22 protein-coding genes and 1 riboswitch are annotated in these 20,867 nt (G+C 48.6%); of the genes, 19 read left to right on the top strand and 3 right to left on the bottom strand.

Annotation, left to right across the window (positions count from 1 at the left end; genetic code table 11):
• Window positions 1-20: 20 nt before the first annotated feature.
• The 7 genes from AC4E8B_RS13085 (at window position 21) to AC4E8B_RS13055 (ending at window position 7,839) form a co-directional block, all read left to right on the top strand.
• Window positions 21-2,102 carry a peptidoglycan D,D-transpeptidase FtsI family protein gene (locus AC4E8B_RS13085; RefSeq protein ID WP_490219663.1) on the top strand — a complete coding sequence of 694 codons (2,082 nt, stop codon included), beginning with the start codon at window positions 21-23 and terminating at the stop codon, window positions 2,100-2,102.
• A gap of 103 nt (window positions 2,103-2,205) precedes the next feature.
• Window positions 2,206-2,706, top strand: a complete 501-nt coding sequence (locus AC4E8B_RS13080; RefSeq protein WP_490213827.1) for a GNAT family N-acetyltransferase — start codon at window positions 2,206-2,208, stop codon at window positions 2,704-2,706.
• A 167-nt stretch (window positions 2,707-2,873) separates the two neighbouring features.
• Window positions 2,874-3,800, top strand: a complete 927-nt coding sequence (locus tag AC4E8B_RS13075; RefSeq protein ID WP_490213826.1) for a hypothetical protein — start codon at window positions 2,874-2,876, stop codon at window positions 3,798-3,800.
• A 36-nt stretch (window positions 3,801-3,836) separates the two neighbouring features.
• Window positions 3,837-4,496, top strand: coding sequence for a hypothetical protein (locus AC4E8B_RS13070; RefSeq protein ID WP_490213825.1), 660 nt, complete (start codon window positions 3,837-3,839; stop codon window positions 4,494-4,496).
• A complete protein-coding gene (locus AC4E8B_RS13065; RefSeq protein WP_490213824.1) occupies window positions 4,477-5,604 on the top strand; it encodes a DUF4350 domain-containing protein in 1,128 nt (375 codons plus the stop codon). The genes AC4E8B_RS13070 and AC4E8B_RS13065 overlap by 20 nt, the downstream gene beginning before the upstream one ends.
• The gene (locus AC4E8B_RS13060) at window positions 5,601-6,530 is read left to right on the top strand and encodes an AAA family ATPase (RefSeq protein WP_490213823.1); all 930 of its coding nucleotides are present in this window, start codon (window positions 5,601-5,603) and stop codon (window positions 6,528-6,530) included. Before AC4E8B_RS13065 ends, AC4E8B_RS13060 begins: the two co-directional genes overlap by 4 nt.
• Before the next feature lie 34 nt (window positions 6,531-6,564).
• Window positions 6,565-7,839 carry a DUF58 domain-containing protein gene (locus AC4E8B_RS13055; protein ID WP_490219661.1) on the top strand — a complete coding sequence of 425 codons (1,275 nt, stop codon included), beginning with the start codon at window positions 6,565-6,567 and terminating at the stop codon, window positions 7,837-7,839.
• 118 nt (window positions 7,840-7,957) lie between these two features.
• Here the strand turns inward: AC4E8B_RS13055 and AC4E8B_RS13050 are convergent, their stop codons facing one another.
• A complete protein-coding gene (locus AC4E8B_RS13050; RefSeq protein ID WP_490213822.1) occupies window positions 7,958-8,938 on the bottom strand; it encodes a stage II sporulation protein M in 981 nt (326 codons plus the stop codon).
• 97 nt (window positions 8,939-9,035) lie between these two features.
• Here AC4E8B_RS13050 and AC4E8B_RS13045 point away from each other — a divergent pair, with 97 nt between their 5' ends.
• From AC4E8B_RS13045 to AC4E8B_RS12995, 11 genes are all read left to right on the top strand, one after another.
• Window positions 9,036-9,845, top strand: a complete 810-nt coding sequence (locus AC4E8B_RS13045; protein ID WP_490213821.1) for an RDD family protein — start codon at window positions 9,036-9,038, stop codon at window positions 9,843-9,845.
• Window positions 9,846-9,969: 124 nt separating this feature from the next.
• Window positions 9,970-10,073: riboswitch (SAM riboswitch) on the top strand.
• A gap of 96 nt (window positions 10,074-10,169) precedes the next feature.
• The gene (locus AC4E8B_RS13040) at window positions 10,170-10,325 is read left to right on the top strand and encodes a YezD family protein (RefSeq protein ID WP_490219659.1); all 156 of its coding nucleotides are present in this window, start codon (window positions 10,170-10,172) and stop codon (window positions 10,323-10,325) included.
• A gap of 97 nt (window positions 10,326-10,422) precedes the next feature.
• The gene (locus tag AC4E8B_RS13035) at window positions 10,423-11,133 is read left to right on the top strand and encodes a phosphoadenylyl-sulfate reductase (protein ID WP_490213820.1); all 711 of its coding nucleotides are present in this window, start codon (window positions 10,423-10,425) and stop codon (window positions 11,131-11,133) included.
• A 15-nt stretch (window positions 11,134-11,148) separates the two neighbouring features.
• Window positions 11,149-12,228, top strand: a complete 1,080-nt coding sequence (gene cysP, locus AC4E8B_RS13030) for a sulfate permease (RefSeq protein ID WP_490213819.1) — start codon at window positions 11,149-11,151, stop codon at window positions 12,226-12,228.
• Window positions 12,229-12,233: 5 nt separating this feature from the next.
• Window positions 12,234-13,379: a sulfate adenylyltransferase gene (sat, locus tag AC4E8B_RS13025; RefSeq protein WP_490219657.1), complete on the top strand. Its 1,146-nt coding sequence runs from the start codon at window positions 12,234-12,236 to the stop codon at window positions 13,377-13,379.
• 14 nt (window positions 13,380-13,393) lie between these two features.
• Window positions 13,394-13,996 carry an adenylyl-sulfate kinase gene (gene cysC / locus AC4E8B_RS13020; protein ID WP_490213818.1) on the top strand — a complete coding sequence of 201 codons (603 nt, stop codon included), beginning with the start codon at window positions 13,394-13,396 and terminating at the stop codon, window positions 13,994-13,996.
• 12 nt (window positions 13,997-14,008) lie between these two features.
• A complete protein-coding gene (locus tag AC4E8B_RS13015) occupies window positions 14,009-15,640 on the top strand; it encodes a nitrite/sulfite reductase (RefSeq protein WP_490213817.1) in 1,632 nt (543 codons plus the stop codon).
• On the top strand, window positions 15,624-15,842 hold the full coding sequence (locus tag AC4E8B_RS13010) for a DUF3906 family protein (RefSeq protein ID WP_490213816.1): 219 nt from the start codon (window positions 15,624-15,626) through the stop codon (window positions 15,840-15,842). Before AC4E8B_RS13015 ends, AC4E8B_RS13010 begins: the two co-directional genes overlap by 17 nt.
• Before the next feature lie 2 nt (window positions 15,843-15,844).
• Complete coding sequence (gene cobA, locus AC4E8B_RS13005) at window positions 15,845-16,624, top strand: uroporphyrinogen-III C-methyltransferase (protein WP_490213815.1); 780 nt, start codon at window positions 15,845-15,847, stop codon at window positions 16,622-16,624.
• A gap of 12 nt (window positions 16,625-16,636) precedes the next feature.
• Complete coding sequence (locus tag AC4E8B_RS13000) at window positions 16,637-17,392, top strand: sirohydrochlorin chelatase (RefSeq protein ID WP_490213814.1); 756 nt, start codon at window positions 16,637-16,639, stop codon at window positions 17,390-17,392.
• Window positions 17,368-18,009 carry a precorrin-2 dehydrogenase/sirohydrochlorin ferrochelatase family protein gene (locus AC4E8B_RS12995; RefSeq protein ID WP_490213813.1) on the top strand — a complete coding sequence of 214 codons (642 nt, stop codon included), beginning with the start codon at window positions 17,368-17,370 and terminating at the stop codon, window positions 18,007-18,009. Before AC4E8B_RS13000 ends, AC4E8B_RS12995 begins: the two co-directional genes overlap by 25 nt.
• Before the next feature lie 407 nt (window positions 18,010-18,416).
• Here AC4E8B_RS12995 and hmpA read toward each other — a convergent pair whose 3' ends face one another.
• The gene (gene hmpA / locus AC4E8B_RS12990; RefSeq protein WP_490213812.1) at window positions 18,417-19,631 is read right to left on the bottom strand and encodes an NO-inducible flavohemoprotein; all 1,215 of its coding nucleotides are present in this window, start codon (window positions 19,629-19,631) and stop codon (window positions 18,417-18,419) included.
• Window positions 19,632-19,802: 171 nt separating this feature from the next.
• Between hmpA and AC4E8B_RS12985 the strand changes: the two genes are divergently transcribed.
• Complete coding sequence (locus AC4E8B_RS12985) at window positions 19,803-20,279, top strand: RrF2 family transcriptional regulator (protein WP_490213811.1); 477 nt, start codon at window positions 19,803-19,805, stop codon at window positions 20,277-20,279.
• Window positions 20,280-20,293: 14 nt separating this feature from the next.
• On the opposite strand, the gene AC4E8B_RS12980 is transcribed toward AC4E8B_RS12985, so the two are convergent.
• Window positions 20,294-20,863: a hypothetical protein gene (locus AC4E8B_RS12980; protein ID WP_490213810.1), complete on the bottom strand. Its 570-nt coding sequence runs from the start codon at window positions 20,861-20,863 to the stop codon at window positions 20,294-20,296.
• Between the last annotated feature and the right edge of the window lie 4 nt (window positions 20,864-20,867).

Here is a 20,867-nt window from a genome sequence, read left to right as displayed (position 1 = left end):
AGGGGGTCTTATAAGTGGAAATGGAAAGGGAGAAAAAAAAGACAAAAAACAAGCTGCCATTCCGGCTTAATCTGCTTTTTTTCTTTGTTTTTTTATGTTTCACCATGCTGATCGTCCGGCTTGGCGTTGTCCAGATCGTCAAGGGGGAGGATTTCGTGAACGAACTGAACCGCACCGAAAACCTCGTCATCAAGGAATCTGTTCCAAGAGGAAAAATATTTGACCGGAATGGCCGGATCATTGTTGATAATGTCGGGCAAAATGCCATTTCTTATATTAAGGACCAGAATACAAAGCAGCAGGAAATCATAGACGTTGCTGAAGAACTGGCCAAATATATCGAAATGGGGACCGATAAGCTGACTGATAGGGACCTGAAGGATTTCTGGATCCTGACACATGAGGAAGAAGCAAAGGCCCTTCTTACAGAGAAAGAGCTTAAAAATCAAAAGCTGACTTTCAAAGATCTTTATAAGCTGCAGCTCAAAAGGATTTTTCCGGATAAGCAGCTTGCCAAATTGACTCCTAAGGAAAAAAAGGTGGCAGCCATCTTCAGGGAAATGGCAAAAGGCTACGCACTCACACCGCAGATCGTTAAAAATGAAAATGTAACCAGTGAAGAGGCTGCGCTTGTGAGCGAGCATCTTCAGGATATGCCTGGAGTCGATGTATTCACAGACTGGAAGCGCGAGTATCCAAACGGCGACACCTTCCGTTCGATTCTTGGCAATATCAGCTCCAGTGAGGAAGGCTTGCCGCAGGATCGGCTGGAATATTTCACCTCGAGGGGCTACAGCCTGAATGACCGGGTCGGGAAAAGCCAGATTGAGGACCAGTATGAAGACGTACTCGCCGGGGAAAAAACGAAAACAGAGTACAAGGTGGACAAAAGCGGACAAGTGCAAGAAGAAGAAGTGATTTCACCGGGCAAAAGCGGCAAAGACCTGATTCTGACCATCGATCTCGAGCTGCAGGAGAAAGTGGAGGAAGTCATCGAGCAGGAGCTGAAGGCTGCAAAAGCAAGCGGAGGCGGCAGATTCCTGGACAGCGCTTTTGTTGTCATGACTAACCCGAGGACTGGCGAGGTCCTGGCCATCTCCGGCAAAAAGCTTAAATATGAAAATGGCGGATACAAGGCGGATGATTATGCACTGGGCACCTTCACTTCATCTTATGAAGTCGGGTCTGCCGTCAAAGGGGCTACTGTCCTTGCCGGCTATGAGATGGGCGTCCTTCAGCTCGGAACCAGATTAAAGGATGAGCCTCTCAATCTGTATGAAACTCCAGTGAAAAAATCATACAGCTTGTCGCTCGGATCACCAAATGATATTGAGGCTTTGAAAAAATCTTCTAACGTGTATATGTTCAAAACGGCCATCAGGGCACTCGGCAAGGAATATACCCCGGGAATGAAGCTGCCTTACGATCCAGGCGCGTTTGAGGAATTCCGTTATTATTTCAATCAGTTCGGCCTTGGCGTGAAGACGGGGATCGACCTTCCGAATGAATCCAGCGGCCTTCCGGGTGCTGATTACAGGCCAGGGCTTCTGCTTGACTTATCAATCGGACAGTATGATACGTATACTGCCCTCCAGCTGGCCCAATATATTTCAACGATCGCCAATGACGGCAACCGCATGAAGCTCCAGCTCGTCAGGGAAATCAGGGAACCTTCCCCGGCAAAAGAGCTTGGGTCTGTCTACAAAGGTTTTGAGCCGGTCACACTAAACCGCATCGACATGAGCGAGCGTGAAATCCAGCAGGTCCAGACCGGCTTCAAGAAGGTATTCCAGGAACAGGGCGGTACAGCAACAAATTATTTCAGCAGCAGTCCATACCGGGAATATGACCTCGCCGGAAAGACGGGGACGGCCCAGTCTTTTTATTATAGTATGGAAGAGAAAAAGCTTTACAAAGACACACCGACTTATAATCTCACACTGGCCGGCTATTCGCCTTCAAGAGATCCGGAAGTTGCCTTCTCAATCATCGTCCCGTATGTGTCTACAGATAAAAACACAATTAATAAAAAAATCGGCCAAGGCATCATGAAGGCCTATTATGACTTAAAAAAAGGAAAAAAACCTGAGGACAGCGAATAGAATTTGAAAAGGCGGAAAGAAGGGGCCATGAATGGGCCCCTTTTTTCCATTGAACCAAAGTCTCACCTGTATTCTGAAAACGTACATAAAGGAGGATAAGAGAATGAAGATCAGAGAGCTGAAAAGTTTGGGGGAAAAAGAACTGAAGCAGCTTTCCTTGCTTCTGGCCGATGCAGTAAACAGCGGGGCATCGATTGGATTTTTGCCGCCAATGGATGAGGATGATGCACTTTCTTACTGGAGGGAACTGCAGCTGAATGATACAGCCCTATTTATAGCTGAAGAAGAAGGAGCCATCGCTGGGGCGGTACAGCTTCAATTTTGCACCAAGGAAAATGGCCGTCACCGGGCTGATATAGGTAAGCTGATGACCCTTACTGCCTTCCGCCGGAAAGGAATCGGCCGCAGATTGATGGAGGCCGCTGAAAAAAGGGCAGAGGAAGGCGGCATTTCCCTGATTGTGCTGGACACACGGGAAGGGGATCCTTCCAACCGGCTTTATCAGTCCTTGAGTTATGTGGAATCAGGAAAAATCCCGAGTTATGCCCGATCGGAAGACGGCAGCCTCCATACAACCGTCTTTTACCACAAACTACTGTTATAACATCCTCTAATATTGGTAAACTGCCAGGTTTCAATCTTTTACACCCCGCAGATGGGAGAAAAATGTTAAAATATCCTATAGATTGACAAATTTTTCATCAAGGAGAGGTATCAACACAAACCGGACTTGAATCCGGGGCGCTCTCCGTTCATTTAGGAGGCTGAAATATGAATTCACAGTTAAACAGACCAAAAGGGATCGGCCAGATCCTTGACCTTACCTTCAGCCTGGCCAGAAACAGGTTTGGCTCCTTTATGGCCATCTTCCTCATTCTGGCAGGGCCGGTCTATCTTCTTCAGGCACTATTCAGCCTGGCCGCGGGACAGAGCTTTTTCCGAGACATGGATGCCGGGGGGAGCTGGTTTGAACAGATTGCTTCAAGCTTTGAAGCAGAAACCACAGGAACAGAAATTTATGCACCGGGTTCGCTGTTTGCTGATTTGGGCATTATATTTGCCGGCCTGCTGTCAGCTTTGATGATCTCAATAGCCGGAGCGGCTGCCCTAATAGCGGTGGACGAGGTAAGAAAAGGGAAGGATTTTACCGCGGGAATGGCCATCAAGAAGGCTTTCAGGCGGTTTTGGCCTATTCTGGGAACAAGCATTCTTTTTAGCATCATTACATTCACCATCATTATCTTGCCGGTCATATTCATATCCATCACAGGTATTTTCGGGTCCATGGTGCATCCTGTGATCGGCATCATTTTTGCTGGGCTGTTTTTGCTGGCATTTGCCGTTGGAGTAGGTTATCTACTGACAAGATGGAGCTTTTATTTTGGATATACCGTTCTGGAAAAAAAAGCGCCTGGTTTCTCTGAAAGCTGGACATTGACCAAGGGTAGATCATGGCATATGCTCCTCATCTACGCTCTGCTGTTTTTAATAGTCGGAACAGTATCTTTTGCGATCGAGATGACGGCCGGCCTGCTCCTTGGGGGCAGTGTACTGTTTGATATCATCCTGAATCTGGCAACCCTTGTTACAACCTGCCTGTATTATATCGGCTTTTCTGTCATGTACTTTGACCTGAAAGGAAGACAGGGCGGCGATGACCTCAACAGCATGATAGAGGACTACAGCAGGGTGCAATAGGATGAGAGCTGAGAATACCGGCAAGAGGTGGAGAATATGAAGGATGCTAAACAAGCAAGAAAAGAACTTTCTGAGATATTGGAAGACAGGGAATATACTGTCTATCAGGATCAGGGGGAGAGCTTTCTCGAGAAGCTGAGGGAAAAATTCTTCACTTGGCTTAAAGAGTTGTTTCCGCAGATAGAATTCTCCAGCGGCTCTTCAGGCTCCTTTCCGTTCATCATGATTCTGGCGGGAGTCCTATTCATTGGATTAGTGCTTTTTGCGGCAGCAAGGGCTGCCAAAAGGCAGAGGATCCTGCAGGAGCATCAGCCTCTCGACAGGGAAGCTGAGATCAGCTGGTCCTATAAGAAGCATCTTGAAGAAGCCGGAAAGCATGAGGAAGCCGGGGATCTGACAAAGGGGGCCCGGCATATTTTCCTTGCCCTGCTGCTCTGGTTCAATGAACACGGGTGGCTGAAGGCAAAAATATGGAAAACGAATTGGGATTATTATGAGGAGCTTAAAAAAACCGACAGCAAAACGGCTGGAATTTTCTTTTCCCTGTCAGTCCTTTTCGACAGGGCTGCCTATGGGGGCAAAAGCATAAAGCCCATTGAATACCAGCAATACAAGACAGAAGCGTTGAAACTTATGGAAAATAGTGCAAACCTGCAGGAAGGGAGGGAACCGGAAGTTGCGGAATCAGCTGATTAAGAGAGCTTTATATTGGATACTTCCGCTGCTGCTGTTTATTATCGCCAGCTACTTCCTGGCCGGCGACGCGCCAGCAAGCTATCCTCCCTATCTGGCCAAATCCCCATCGCCGACAGGCATCAAGGGACTGTATACATATAAGGAGCAAAACGGCTCAAGCATCCGAAAGTGGAGCAGGGATCCCCGCCTTCTTCCAAACTCTGAAGATCCCATCCTTTTGGTCATGGCAGAGCCCCGGTCTGTTCCTGATAAGGAAGAAATGGAAGCATATGCAAAATTCATGGAAAATGGCCATACCATTCTATTATTCAAGGAAAATCCGGCACCGATGTTCGGGATGAAAACAGAACAATTTGCCGCTGAAGGGGACAGCGCCCGCAAGATTGCCGGCAAGGATGGGGGCAGATACAGTGCTGCCGTCACTTCTCCATTCAGAATCATGGAAGAACCTGGAGATGAAATTCTTCTTTCCGATGAACTTGGTGCGGTGGCGGTCAAAAGGGCTGTCGGAAAAGGCAGCCTGATTGCCGCAAATTCCCCTTCCTGGCTCACAAATGGGCTGATCCTGGAAGAAAACCATTTAGAGCTCATCCTGTCATTGATGGATGAAGAAGCAGCGGAAGATATATTCATAGATGAATTTTTACATGGTCAGGAATCTTCTTCCGGAGCTGGGGTGTATCCGCAATGGTTCCTCGTCATTCTTGTACAGGGCGTGCTCATTGCCCTGTTATGGATCATTTATAAAGGCAAGAGATTTGGTCCTGTTGACTGGCCTCGGGAAGAAACTGTCCGTTTTACGGATGAAAAGATTGCCGCTTTGTCAGCCTGGCATATCAGGGGGAGGCGCTACCAGGACTCGCTAAGGATACAGGCTGAATATACAAAAGAGCTGCTGCAGGAAAAATGGGGGATCCCTTTCAGCCGTAAGTGGGAGGAAGCAGGAGATTCCATCATGGCAAAAGCATCTTCCCTGCCTGCTGAAGAGGTAGAATCGTTCATTAAAGGGATTTCTTCTGTCCTGAAAAAAGAGTATTTGCATAAAAAAGAGTATTTGCGCTGGTCCGCAAAACTGGATGATTTAAGGAAAGAGGTGGAGAAAAGATGAAACAAGATACATCATCACTGCTCCAGCAGTATGAGGGGCGGATAAAAGGGCAGGGACGGAACCTGAGGCTGCTGCTTGCCGCGATCCTGTCCGGGGGGCATGTACTGATCGAAGGGGTGCCTGGAACCGGGAAAACCCAGATGGTCAAGACGCTTGCAGGGCTTCTTGGCGGTCAGTTCAGCAGGATTCAATTTACACCTGACCTGCTTCCAAGCGATATCACCGGAAGCATGATCTATAACATGAAGGAAAGCTCATTCCAGACACTGAAAGGTCCGATTTTCACCAATGTCCTGCTCGCAGATGAAATCAACAGGACACCTGCTAAGACTCAGGCTGCACTGCTGGAAGCGATGGAAGAGAAGCAAGTTACCATCCAGGGGGAGACCTATCAGCTCCCGGACGCATTTTTTGTCGCAGCGACCCAGAATCCGATTGAATTTGAAGGAACATACCCTTTGCCGGAGGCGCAGCAGGACCGCTTCCTTTTTAAACTGATTATTGACTTTCCTGAATTCAATGAGGAAAAACTTGTGCTTCAGTCTGTGCTGGAAGGGCGGATGGAAGCCGGATCTATTATACAGGCACTATCACTGGAAGACTTCCTGTCCATCCGTAAAGATGTTGAAGCGGTGGCCATAAGCGATGATATACTCGACTATATCATGCGGATCGTCAGGAAGACGAGGGACGCAGAGTCCATCCGGTTTGGCGCCAGTACGAGGGCAGCCATCTCTATCGGAAAAGCCGCCAGGGCATGGTCCTATCTGGCTGGGCGCGATTATGTGACCCCTGATGACATCAAGATGGTTTCCAAACCTGCCTTAAGGCACAGGATCCAATTATCCCCAAATGCAGAATTGGAGGGGAGGACTGTTGACCAGACAATCGATGAGCTTGTGGGATCGGTTCCTGTTCCGAGATAAAGGCATCCTTCCGGGAAAGCGGCTCCTCATCAGCATGCTTGTTCTTTCAATAGCCCTGGTGGGCGCTGCATTCTGGGGTGTTCCGTGGAAGGTGGTTGCGGGACTTGATCTCGGCATTCTGCTGCTATCCATTGCCGATCTGGCCTTACTGCCAAAGAATTCGCAGATCCAGCTGAGGCGCAGAGCTCCCGAAGAAATGGAAAGGGGGATTCCTGCAAGAGTGAGCATTGAAATAGAGAATCACTTTCAGCAGCCCCTTTCTTTCCGGATCATCGATGATCTTTCCGATTCCTTTGCACGGCCTTTTCCGCTTAAGCGCAAGGTAGCTGGAAACACCAGGGGCACTATTCATTATGAAACCAGAGCCAGTGCAAGGGGGCACTATAAGCTGAACAGCATTTATATCCGCTGCAGCAGCTTCCTCGGCCTTTGGGAAAAGCAGATGGTGAAAGAGAATGAAAGCATAGTCAAAGTGATACCAGATTTAACCGAAACCAGGCGCTATCTAGAAAATGCACAATCTTATTTGCTGTATGAAGGAGAAAAGATCAGAAGGCAGCAGAGCGGATCCGGCGAATTTTCAAAGATTCGGGCATACGCGCCAGGTGATGATCCGCGGAAAATCAATTGGAGGCAGACGGCCAAGCTCCAGGAGGTCATGGCCAATGTCCATGAGCCCGAACACGGAAAGTATGTCACCATCATGATTGACTGCGGCAGAATTATGGGGGCGGAACTTGAAACAGGGAACCGGCTCGAGAAAGCGCTTGAAGCGGCTATGACTACGGCTGCTGCTGCACTCAAAAACGGTGATTATGTTTCTGTCCTCGCCTTTTCAAAAGACATTAAATCATATGTCCCCCCTGCAAAAGGGATGCAGCACTTGAACTTCATCCTGAAAGCTTTGTACTCCATCCAGGCGGATGCAGTTGAATCTAACTATGGCAGAGCTTTTCAATACTTGCAGTCTGTTCAGAATAAAAGGAGCCTTCTTCTTCTCTTTTCTGATGTAAAAACGTTTATCCTTGAGGAAAGTGCGCTTGTTTATTTAAAAAGAATCAGGCAGAGGCACCTTTTCTTTATGCTGGGGATAGAGGATAATTTCCTTGCAGACCGGGCGAAAGCGCGGCCGGAGGATATAAAAAGCACCATGCTGAAAAGCATGGCGCAGCAGCAGATCCTTATGGCTAAACGTGAAAAGCTGAAGTGGGAGAAGCAGGGCCTGCAAATGGCGGAAGCACCTGAAGGAAAACTTGCAGCAGCAGCTGTTTCCCACTATATCAGTGTGATGAACCGGGGACTGCTTTAATATGGCCAGCCTTTCTGCCATAAGTGATAATTTTCAGTGTAACCGGCCGGCAGTTGAGCGATGTTCAGCCCAGGCACCTGCCGATGTGATGGCCTGAGCAGTTCCCGGGAAGCTTTCATCACGCCTGCCGCGGCTGCCCATACAGGCGGTTTCTCTTTTGTTCCAAGAGCCAGCCTGACCAGGCATAAAACAGCAGGCCCAGCACAGTCAGCAAGGCGGCCAGGTATTTTATTTCCAGCGGGAGCGGGGAAGGGGTAATGAACCCTTCGATCAATCCGGCGATGATGAAGAGCGGGATTGTCCCCAGGAGCAGCTGGACGGACCTTCTCGCCTGGGTTTTCAGCTGGTATCCTCGAGAATATTTGCCCGGGACAAGAAGCTTGTAGCCCATCAGCAGGCCGGCGCCCCCGGCGATGAATATCGCGGTGAGCTCTATCATTCCATGCGGGACGATATAGGCCCAGAATTCATAAGATTTGCCGTGCGTCCAGAAGAGGCCAGCGATGGCACCAACTATAATACCATTGTAGATCATCAGGTAGACTGTCAAGATGCCGAAAGTGATGCCGCCGGCGAATGCGAGGATAGCCACACGGATATTATTGGTCATGATGCTGGCTGACATGACCGCAGAATCGACCGCCCCTTCATTTTCGCCGAGCCGCTGTGGATCAATGGCCCCTGACATATCGTCCGGGAGAATCGAATGGATCGACAGCGGATCCCCGATTACAGCAAAGAAACTGCCCAAACCTCCCAATGTGAAAAGAAGCATGCTGGCGATGACAAATTTCCATTGCTCAAACAGCAGCCTTACAAACTTAATCTGGAGGAAATCTTTCAGCTGGCCCAAGCTGGAGGACTGGCTTTTGTATAAAAGATTATGGGCTTTTGCGACCAGATCATTTAAATAAAGAGTCACTTCTTCCTCAGGAAAGAAAGTCTGGGAGAATGAAAGGTTTTGGGCTGCTTTCTGGTATAGCCTGTCAAAACGCGCTAAATCAGTTCCTGCAGCTTTTTTTCCTTTTATCCTGGCCAGCAGCTCCTCGAGCTCATGCCAGTTCCCGCGGTGCTGCTTGATGAACTGTTTACTATTCAATATAATCACCTGCCTGTACGAATGAAAAGTTATATCTCCATTATAAATCAAAGCGAAAGAGAGATACAGGCAAAACTTCCAGGAAATGGGGTGCACCATGCAAACAGAAACAATTCTTATTAAAACACCGGAATATGTATCACTGCAGTTCCAGCCGGCGGGTCTCGGAAGCCGGGCAGGAGCACTCATCATTGACCAGCTGATCCTCACGGTTTTTAATTTGGCTGCGATTCTTTTATTTGCTTTTTATGCTTCCAGCGCAGCTGCATACTTCCTTGATGATTCTTTCCTTTCATGGCCATTCGCCATTATGCTCATTTGCATTTTTCTTGTCAACTGGGGATATTTCTTTGTGTTAGAGTATTTTTGGGCCGGGAGGACTGTAGGGAAAAAAATAATGGGCATTCGCGTCATCCAGGATAACGGCCAGAGCATCACTTTGCTTTCGAGCTTTATCCGCAATCTTCTGCGCATCATAGACTCTCTGCCGGTGTACTATCTGCTTGGCATCTTGATGGTGTTTTTCCATTCCAGGCACAAACGGGTTGGGGATCTTGCTGCGGGGACGGTGGTCGTGCATGAGCGGAAAAAGAAGAGGCCGGGAAAAATGACTGCGATTGAAAGAGAAATCCAGGAGAGAGGCCTGAAGAAGGAAGATTTGTATATGGATGAATGGACTGTCAGGAAAATCGGGGCTCAGGAATGGAAGCTTTTAAAAACCTATAGTGAGAGACTGCTCCAGCTGCCTATAAGCAAAAGGGAAGAGCTCACAAAGAAACTTTCGTATACACTCCTGCCGAATCTCGATATCGATCCAGAACGAAAATCCTTCAGGCAGCTGGAAGACATCCTGCTCGTTCTTTATTTAATCGGCAAGGAAGAATGGGAGTTTGAGAATCATAAATAAATGAGCTGATTTTCCTAATTAATAAAATAATTAGAAAATTGCATGATAACTCGTTGACAAATCATATAGGTATGGTAGGATTAATTTCAATAAAATAAATCAGAGCAAACGCTCCTGATTAAATCACTTATCTAGAGTGGCTGAGGGACTGGCCCATCGAAGCCCGGCAACCTGCTAAAAGCAAGGTGCCAATTCCAGCAAAATGTCCAGCATTTTGGGAGATAAGGTGCAAGTATGTGAAGATGCGCCTTTTCCTGATGGAAAAGGCGTTTGTTTTTCTCCTCTTGTGCCAGTACCCGCCATTCAAAAAGGAGGCGAGCCAATCTGAAGCATGCTGATTGGGAGGAAGTGGCTGAACATCTGGAAAAGATGCTGCAGTCCGTAAAGTTTGGAAGCATCACCTTAGTGGTGCAGGATGGCAAGGTCATTCAAATTGAAAAGAATGAAAAGGTTCGCCTTCAATCTAATAAAGCGCGCTGACTAGACAAACTAGAGGCGGCCTTCTTCCCAAAGCGGGAGGAAGGCTGCCTTTTTTTCTTGTTCAAACAGCAGAAGGCGATCTGAAAGGAGCACTGTAATGAGCACCACCGTAACGTACACACAATGGAATCCGCCTTCATTTTCAGAAGAAGATGGATTCAAAGGAGCAAGAAAAGTGCTGGAATGGGCCTACAGCCACTACGGCGCGCATGAAATCAGCTATGCCTCAAGCTTTGGGGCAGAGGCGATTGTCCTGATTGATCTTATCCAGGAAATCAAGCCTGACGCCCACATAATCTTTCTGGATACCGGCCTCCATTTCCCTGAAACTTATGAAGTCATTGAAAAGGTCCAGAAACGCTTTCCAGGATTGAATATTGAAAGAAAGCTGCCTGACCTTTCTTTGGATGGCCAGCGTGAAGCCTACGGATCTGCACTTTGGAAAAGAGAGCCGGACCGCTGCTGCAGCATCCGGAAGATCATTCCGCTCCAGGAAGCCATGAAAGACAAAATGGCCTGGATTTCCGGGCTGAGGAGGGAACAATCTGCATCCAGGGCCGGTGCGCAATTTTTAAACAAAGACAGCAAATTTCAAAATGTGAAAATCTGCCCGCTTATTCACTGGACTTGGGAGGAAGTTTGGGAGCATATCCGTAAAAAAGATCTCCCCTATAATAACCTCCATGACAATGGATATCCCAGCATCGGCTGCTTCCCCTGCACAAGGGCTGCAGGAGACGGCGGGGACAGCAGGGCTGGCAGGTGGGCAGGGACCGGCAAGACTGAATGCGGCCTGCATTCCGGGTGAAAGGGGGGCATGACCATGCTTGCAGCAATAGCAATAACCGTTGGACTATTTTTTGCCATGAACATAGGAGCAAGCGGTGCCGCCGCCTCGATGGGAATTGCCTACGGCACGGGGTCCATTAAAAGCAGAAAAATCGCCCTCCTCTTGTGCGGTGCTGCTGTATTCCTTGGCGCCTGGCTCGGAGGGGGCGAGGTCGTCAAAACGATGGGGAGCGGCATCGTGCCGAAAAGCACTTTCACCGTGAGCATTGCCCTGATCGTTCTTGCCTCAGCAGCACTTTCGCTCTTTCTGGCCAATATTTTCGGCATTCCGCTGTCGACCAGTGAGGTGACAGTCGGATCAGTGGTCGGGGCAGGGATTGCTTATCAGTCTCTATTTGCTTATAAACTGCTCTGGATCGTGTCCTTCTGGCTCCTAACACCGCTGGCAGCTTTTATTATTGCAGTCCTTGCCGCGGAACTGGTCAGGATGACCCGCTTCTCCAAGAAAAAGAAAAAGCCGGGCACAAACAAATTCCTTGGCTTCCTGGTAATATCCATGGGATTATTTGAAGCCTTTTCGGCCGGCATGAACAATGTGGCGAATGCCGTTGGCCCCCTTGTAGGCGCAGATGTCCTTACCACGGGGGCAGGGATATTCTGGGGCGGCATATTTGTCGCAGCCGGGGCAGTTTTTCTCGGCAGCAAAGTCCTGGAGACAAATGGAAAGAAAATCACGGATATTAAGCTTGGGGAAGGATGCATCATCTCAGGGACGGGGGCGGGAATAGTCACAGCAGCATCATTGTTCGGGATTCCCGTTCCCCTGACCCAGATTACCACAAGCTCTATCATCGGCATCGGCTTTGCCGGCCAGGGCCGGTCCGTTTTTCAGAAAGAGATCGTCGTCAGGCTGCTCGGTGTATGGCTTGTTTCACCGGTCCTCTCGATGGTCCTGAGCTATACTTTGATCCAAATTCTCATCAAACATGACTATTATCCGATTGTTGCCATGGCAGGAGTGCTAATTTCTGTATTAGGCGTCCGCTTCCTGATGGGAAGGCAAACCGCGGCACTGCCGGAAAATGAATCTTACAAACTAGCAAGGAAAGGCTGATGAAAATGACACTGCCAGCGCCTCATGGAGGCAAACTAATAGAATTATTTAATCCGGATTACCACCTGGAGAATGCCAACAAGGAGATTGAAATCGACTCTATTGCACTAAGCGACCTTGAACTGATTGCCTGCGGCCATTTCAGCCCGCTGACAGGATTTCTTGGAAAAAAAGACTATGAGTCTGTTGTTGAAAATATGCGCCTTGGAAACGGGACGGTCTGGCCGATCCCTGTGACATTGCCGATACATTCTGCTGCAGCAGATCAGCTCCGGGAGGGAGATGTCTGCAGCCTGAAACATAAGGGCGTCATCTATGGGGTTCTTGAACTTTCAGAGCTGTATAAACCAGATTTGGAAAAAGAGGCCCTGTTTGTCTATCGGACGTCTGACCGGGCACATCCAGGCGTAAAGAAGCTCTTTGAAAGAGGAGGCACATATGCTGCAGGGAAAATCACACTGGTTAAACGCCCCGGAAAAGGCGAATTTGCAGATGTCTGGCTGACACCTAAGGAAACAAGGGCATTATTTGCCGAAAAAGGCTGGAAAACGGTTGTCGGCTTCCAGACAAGGAACCCGGTGCACCGGGCTCATGAATATATCCAGAAAGCAGCATTGGAAACTGTCGACGGCTTATTCCTGAACCCGCTGGTCGGAGACACGAAGGAAGATGATATCCCGGCCGATGTCCGCCTGAAAAGCTACCGGGTGCTGCTGGAGCATTATTATCCGAAAAATCGGGTCCAGCTGGCTGTCTACCCGGCAGCGATGCGGTATGCGGGACCGCGTGAAGCCATCTTCCACAGCATCGCCAGGAAGAACTTCGGCTGCACCCATTTCATTGTCGGGCGCGACCATGCCGGCGTGGGGAATTATTATGGAACCTATGATGCCCAGCATATATTCAGCGAGTTTGCCGAAGAAGAACTGGGGATCAAGCCTTTGTTTTTCGAGCACAGTTTTTATTGCAATGTGTGCGAAGCTATGGCTTCCGATAAGACCTGCCCTCACTCAGCGGATGACCGGGTGATCCTGTCAGGCACAAAGGTAAGGGAAATGCTCAGGGCCGGTGAAATTCCGCCTTCATCTTTCAGCAGGAAAGAAGTGATAGAGGTATTGATTGAAGGCCTGCGGGAAAAAGAAATAGTTTAAGGAGGAAGGGAAATTTGGCACAATCACTTAATTTGACCTGGCATGAAGCAGCAGTAACAAAAGAAGAGCGAAGGGCGCAGAACGGCCATGCAAGCTGTGTGCTCTGGTTTACCGGCTTATCCGGCTCTGGAAAATCCACTATTGCCAATATCGTCAGCCACCGGCTGTTCAAGGAAGGCATAGATGAGTATGTACTGGATGGAGACAATATCCGCCACGGGCTTAACCGCGACCTTGGATTTTCTGAGGCAGACCGGAATGAAAACATCCGCCGCATCGGTGAAGTGGCTAAGCTGTTTACGGACAGCGGCCAGATTGTCTGTACAGCATTCATCTCGCCTTACAGGAAGGACAGGGATTTAGTGCGGGGCATTTTTCCGGAAAAAGGGGAGTTCATTGAAGTATTCATTGACTGCCCCTTGGAGGAATGTGAAAAGCGCGATCCGAAGCAGCTTTATCAAAAGGCACGGCGCGGTGAAATCAAAGGATTCACAGGGATTGACGCCCCCTACGAGAAGCCGGAAGACCCGGAGATCGCCATCCGGACTGATCAGCTTTCACCAGAAGAAGCAGCTGAAAAGATATTAACTTATCTAAAAGAACAGGGAATTATTTAAGGAGGGGCAAGGATGGCATATATAAAGCATTGGGCTGATAATGAAAAGCTGAACAAAACGGAAAAAGCGAAGCTCGAAAAAGACGGACTCGAAATTCTGAATGACATACCCTATTATGCAGCAAACGGTTTTGAATCCATTCCGAAAGACCAGTGGGACCTGTTCAAATGGGCCGGCCTGTATCTGCAGCGCCCGAAAGAGGACGGCTATTTTATGATGAGGGTGAATGTCCCTTCAGGCATCCTGACAAAACCGCAGGTGGATGCTTTGGCCGGGATCGCCCGGGATTACGGGCGCGGCGTTTTCGATATTACGACAAGGCAGGCTATCCAGTTTCACTGGCTTGAAATCAGCCAGATCCCTGATATTTTTAATCGGCTGGAGGCTGTCGGCCTTTCAAGTGCCGGTGCGTGCGGCGACATCACCAGGACGATTGTCGGCAACCCGATTGCAGGACTTGATCCGCATGAACTGTTTGATACGGCAGAAATCGTTCAGGAAGTATATTCCTATTTTCAGAGAAATGAGGACTTTTCCAATCTCCCGAGAAAATATAAGATGTCGATTTCCGCCAATCTTCATAATGCATCCAATGCGGAAATCAACTGTGTATCTTTTACCCCAGCCGTCAAGGTGATAGATGGGATCGAGAAAAAAGGATTCCACCTCAAGGTTGGCGGAGGCCTTTCTTCACGGCCTTATCTGGCAGAAACGCTGGATGTATTCATTGAACCGGAGCGCACACTGGAAACAGCGATTGCCGTAACGACGATTTTCAGGGACTACGGCTACCGCGAAAAAAGGCATCTTGCCAGACTGAAATTCCTTATGGCCGATTGGGGTCCAGAAAAATTCAGGGAAAAGCTGCTCGAGTACACAGGTCCTCTCCCTGATAAGGGAACAGAGCCTGCGGGAGGCTGGAATGCCGGCTATTTTTACGGTGTCCATGACCAGAAGCAGCCCGGGCTGAAGTTCCTTGGCTTCAATGTACCCGTTGGCCGCCTGTCGGCTGATGAAGTGTTCGAGCTTTCCCGCATTTCAGCCCAATATGGGAACGGAGAAATCAGGACGTGCAATTCCCAGAATCTGATCATACCCAATATTCCTGAAGAAAACGTTGAAGCACTGCTTCAAGAGCCGATCTTCAGCCGCATCACCATCAATCCCAATTCATTTATCGGCCATGCGGTATCCTGCACCGGGATCGAATATTGCAATCTGGCACTGGTTGAAACAAAAGAAAGGATGCGCTTGATTGCTGAAGAACTTGATAGCCGGATCGCCCTTGATGTGCCGGTCAGGATTCATATGGTAGGCTGCCCGAACTCCTGCGGGCAAAGGCAGATTGCCGATATCGGCCTTCAGGGGATGAAGGTGCGGAACGAGAATAAGGAAATGGTGGAAGCTTACGAGATTTATGTGGGAGGAACCCTGAATGCAGGCGGCAAATTCAATGAAAAGCTGAAGGGTAAAGTGGAAGCAGAAAAACTGGCGGACGTACTGGAGGAACTGCTGCAATTTTTCAAGGAGGAAAAAGCATCAGATGAATCATTCTTCGATTTTGTCGGCAGGGCCGGCCTTGAGCTTCTTCAGCAGCAGCTTGACATCATATTGGGAAAAGAAGCCCATGGCCTATCTTTATAGATTCAGTGTACAGCTGGAAGAAAAAGAGATTGCCGCGGTCATCCTTGCTGAAGATGACGAAGCGGCTTTCCGCCAGCTGGATGTGGAGCTTGAGAAGTTCTATCTGAAAGAACCGGGCATACAGGAAGTGGCCCTCCGCGAGAAAAAGCGCGCTGCAAAAACGGCAGGCTATATTTTTGATGAAGATGAGAAAGGGTGGTAGTGATGCCAGGAAAAGTATATTTGGTAGGAGCAGGTCCGGGGGATGCGGACCTGATTACGGTAAAAGGGCTCCGCTGTATCCAGCAGGCGGATGTTATCCTCTATGACCGTCTCGTGAATCCCGGGCTGCTGGAGCACGCGAAGAAAGGCGCCCAGCTTATCTACTGCGGCAAGCTCCCCCATTATCACACAATGAAGCAGGAAACAATCAGCCGGTTCCTTGTTAAGTTTGCAAAAAAAGGCCTGGTTGTCGTCAGGTTGAAAGGAGGAGATCCCTTCGTGTTCGGACGAGGAGGGGAAGAGGCGGAGGAATGCGCCATTAATGATATCTCTTTTGAAGTGGTTCCAGGCATAACCGCCGGCATCGGAGCTGCTGCATATGCAGGGATTCCTGTCACGCACCGCACACTCAGCAAAAGCTTTGCCTTTGTGACAGGCCATCAGGCTGGAGACAGGGAGGCAGAGCACCAATGGGCCCATCTTGCCCGGGCAGTAGATACGATTTGTGTCTATATGGGGGTATCTCATCTTCCGAACATCGTTGCCAAGCTCCTTGAAAACGGAAAGAAAAAGGAAACGCCGATTGCTCTTGTCCACTGGGGCACACTTTCTGACCAGCAGACTGTCGCTGGGACTCTTGAGACGATAGTGCAGCTGGTTGAAAAGTCAGGCATCAGCAATCCAAGCATGATTGTTATCGGGGAAGTCGTAAAGCTGCACAAGAAGCTACATTGGTTTGAGGAAGAAATTGCTCCCCAGCTGCCGGTCATCCAGGGAATATAGAGGAGGGGGAATATGGAAGCGATCCTTTATGTGGGGCACGGAACAAGGTCCAAGAAAGGTGCACAGGAGGCAAGGGACTTTTTGAACAGAATCACCAGCAAATCTGCTGCACCGATCCAGGAAATCAGCTTTTTGGAGCTTTCTGAGCCTTCGATCGGAGAAGGCTTTGAAAAATGTGTCCGGCGGGGAGCCGCGCTGATCAAAGTGGTCCCCATTTTTCTTTTATCTGCCGGGCATATAAAAAGTGATATTCCGAAAACCCTGGAAAAGTTAAGGAATAGGTTTCCTCATATCCCGGTTGAAATGGCGGATCCCTTTGGAGTCCAGCAGACAATCATTGACGGCGTCTCCGATTTGATCTTCCAGGAATCTCCGGTCCTTGCCAAAGATGATACTGTCCTGATAGTCGGGCGGGGGAGCAGCGATCCTGGCATTCTTGAAGCATTTGAAGAGATTAGGAAGAAGATTGCTGATAAGACTGGTGCCAAAGTGAAGTTCTGCTTTCTGGCTGCGGCTTCTCCATCTTTCAATGAAGGACTTGAAGATGCATGCTCCAGATCCCGCGGCCGCATTATCGTTGTTCCGTATCTATTATTCGGAGGGCTCTTGCTGGGTGAAGTGGAAAACGCGGTGAGGAAAAAGAAAAAGCTGGGTGTTCAAATCGTACATACCGGCGCATTGAGCAGGCATCCTGCCATAGAAAATGTTGTCATTGCACGTGCAGCAGGGAAGGTTGGAGAACGATGCAGCCGCTATTCATTGATTTAAAAGGGAAGAAAGTTGTCATTGCCGGCGGCGGCAGGATTGCTGCCAGGAAGGCGCGTGTGCTTGAAGAGGAGGGGGCACTCATCACTTTCATTGCCCCCTCGTTTTCTGAGGAAGCGGTAGCGATCGCCGCCGGCAAAGGCTATACACTTATTGAACGGAAAGCAGACGCAGCAGATTTCGCTGATGCCTTCCTTGCCATATTGGCCACAAATGACCGCAGTGCCAATGAAGCTTTGCAAAAGTCTCTCCCGGCCAATCAGCTCGTCTGCGTCGTTGACGAATTCGAAACCGGCAATGTCACTTTTCCGGCAAGAGTCCGGCGGGGCGGCCTTCAAATTGCTGTCACTTCAGGCGGCACAAGCCCCAAGCTGACGCGGAAGCTGAAAAAAGAATTTGAGGAGCTTTTTGACGAGACATGGACCGTATATACAGAATTCCTCGGAAGCTGCCGGTCAGAGATCAAAAGGCTGGATCTTACTGCCGAGGAAAAAGACCGGCTGCTCTGGAGCCTGCTGGAGGATGATTGCCGATTGAACAGGAGTGTGCAGGGGGAGAAGCTCATGGAAATCAGGAGGATGGCGGAGAGAGTGAGGGAAGATGGTCAGGGGTTTCGGTGAATATGCGCTGGCACGGCCGGCGGAAGAATCCGGGTTTGTGCGAGGCGCCCTTCGGCAGCACCGTTATAGTCCGTCTAATGCTGAAATGGCAGAATAATCGTGCAATTGATTAAATTAATTCCTCAAAGTAGTGAAATAAGCTGCACCATGATAAAAAACACTATTTTCCACAGTTTAAGGAGACCATATTACACCACGAAGCCTGCACATCCGGCTGTAACCTCGACAAAATATCTTTACTGCTATCCCATGCAGACAATAACACCCGGAATTCCATAATAATTCCCGAAAAAGCCGCTTATCCCAAAAAAACAATTAAATCCAAACCACCACGCCTTCTCAAAACGCCCAAAAAAGAAGCTGACGAGCCTATCAAGGCCCGCCAGCTTTTTTCACTTCATATATTCCTATTCTTCCAGATTCAAAGCCGGACCGAAAAATTCAAAGTGAATCTTGGATTCTTCTACATGCAGCTTTTTCAACCCTTTAACAATTGCGTGGAGGAAGGGAACCGGCCCGCAAACATAATAATCTGCATCATCAGGCAGGAAATCACTCAGGAAGTCTGCATCAATATAGCCTTCTTTGGCAAAGCGGGCATCCTGGCGGTCGGTTACCTGGGCATTTTCGTAGACAAAACGAAGCCTGCTGTTTTCTAATTTTCCTTCGAGTGCGTATAGTTCCTCCTTGAACGGCTGGTGGCTGCCGCTCCTGGAAGCATGGATGAACTCCACCCGGCGGCCTGGGTTTTGTTCAGATACCGCACTGATCATGCTCATGAAAGGTGTGATGCCGACACCGCCGCTAAGGAGCACAACTGGATTATTTGCGTTTACCTCTAACGTGAAGTCACCGGCAGGAGCTGTCACTTCTATCATGCTGCCTTTTTCAACAAAGTCGTGCAAATAATTGGAAACCTTGCCTTCCGGTGTATTTTCTTCTGCTTCCCGTTTAACCGAAATGCGGAAGTAATCTTTGCCTGGTGCCGCTGAAAGGCTGTACTGCCGATTCAGCAGATATTTTTCACCAGGGATGCCGATGCGCACGGTTATATACTGGCCAGGCAGGAAGGCCGGTACAGCAGAACCGTCTGAAGGCTTTAAGTAGAAGCTGGTAATAACATCGCTTTCTTTCACTATATCTTTGACTGTAAGCTCCTTGAAGTCTTTCCAGCCTGCAGGCACGCTGGCAGCTTCTTCATACATTTCCTTCTCGATCCCGATAAAAACATCGGCAATGACGCCATAGGCTTCTCCCCAGGCACCGATGATTTCATCAGTTGCCGCATCGCCAAGCACTTCTTTGATCGCTTCCAGAAGATGTTCGCCGACGATCGGATAATGTTCAGGCTTAACCCCAAGGCTTCTGTGCTTGTGTGCGATTTGCTTTACTGCAGGAATGATCGCTTCCAGTCTGTCGATATAAACAGCTGCAGCCAAGATCGTATTGGCAAGAGCCGTCTGCTGCCTGCCTTTCTGCTGGTTGGCATGATTAAAGATATTCAATAACTCCGGATGACTTGAGAATAAGTTGCGGTAAAAAACGGTTGTTATTTCCGTTCCTTTCACTTCCAGTACAGGAACGGTTGAAACGATTGTGTCAATTGTTTTTTGAGATAGCATTGCTGAATCCCTTCTTTGTTTAAGTAGTATTTTGAATACATCTTTATAATAGTAGCCAAATAACTAAAAAGCAATATTTCAAATACATCTTTTTATGGGCAGAACAGCAAAGTTTAAGATTTGTTCACAATTATGATAAAATGGGGAAAGAACAGAATGTGAGGGAAAATCATGAGGCTTACAACCTATTCGGATTACTCCATAAGAGTGTTAATATATCTGGCTTCCCATAAAAATGACAAGCTCGTCAATATAAAAGAAATTGCTGAAGCATATGATATTTCAAAGAACCATTTAATGAAAATCATTTATAATCTCGGAAAAATGGGCTATATCAGGACCGTACGCGGCCGCAATGGGGGCTTCAAGCTCGCCAAGGCCCCGGCCGAAATCAATATCGGGGAGATTGTCAGGAAGACAGAAGAAGATTTTTATCTTGTTGAATGTTTTGACCACAATAATAAATGTGTCATCACGCCGGTCTGCTCTTTGAAGCATATCCTGAATCACGCGCTGGAAAGCTTTTTAAAAGTGCTGGATCAGTATACACTTGAAGACATTGTCGAAAATAAGGCTATGCTGAAGGAATATTTTGCACGTATAGCTGAAAACGGACATAATGAATCACATGAAGAAAGGCTGCCCTAAATGGCAGCCTTTCTTCATGTCATTTCCGGTGATTTCTTCCGTACGGTCCGGTTGAGCGCCTTAAGAGTGGCGAAAGAAACCCACAGCCACAGACAGCTGTAAATCAAGCCAAACAGAAATATCGGGCCGCCAGTCAGCAAGACTGGATAGCCAGAAAGGGATGGCCCCAGTATCGGAAAATCAATGATGTACAAAAGAAAAGCGATGCCGGCTGTCAGAGAAGCTGCACCGGACAAGATGGCAATCAAAGGCCGTTTGAGCTTATTGAGTGAGATGCCGATGCTGATGCCGAGCAAGCCGGTGGTAAATGGAAATACAAACAGTTCGGAAGGCTGAAGGACAGCAAGCATCAGGACGGTGAGCAAGTATGTAAGCAGTCCGATGCGCACCGACAGGAAGCAGGCAATGATGATTGGCCAAGTCGTCAGGATGCTGAGCGCATAGCCTGCACCGCTGAACAGGCCGGCTGACTGGAATATCGCTGCCAGCCCGCCTAGAATCGCCCCCATCACCATTTTGACTGTACCGGAATAACCGGCCATCTCTTCTGCAGCTGAGAGTCCTGGTAGCCAATTTCTCTTCATTTTT

This window comes from Bacillus sp. SRL543 (genome assembly GCF_984799205.1).
Note: the sequence above shows the minus strand (reverse complement) of the source record. Positions and strands in the feature narration are given on the sequence as shown.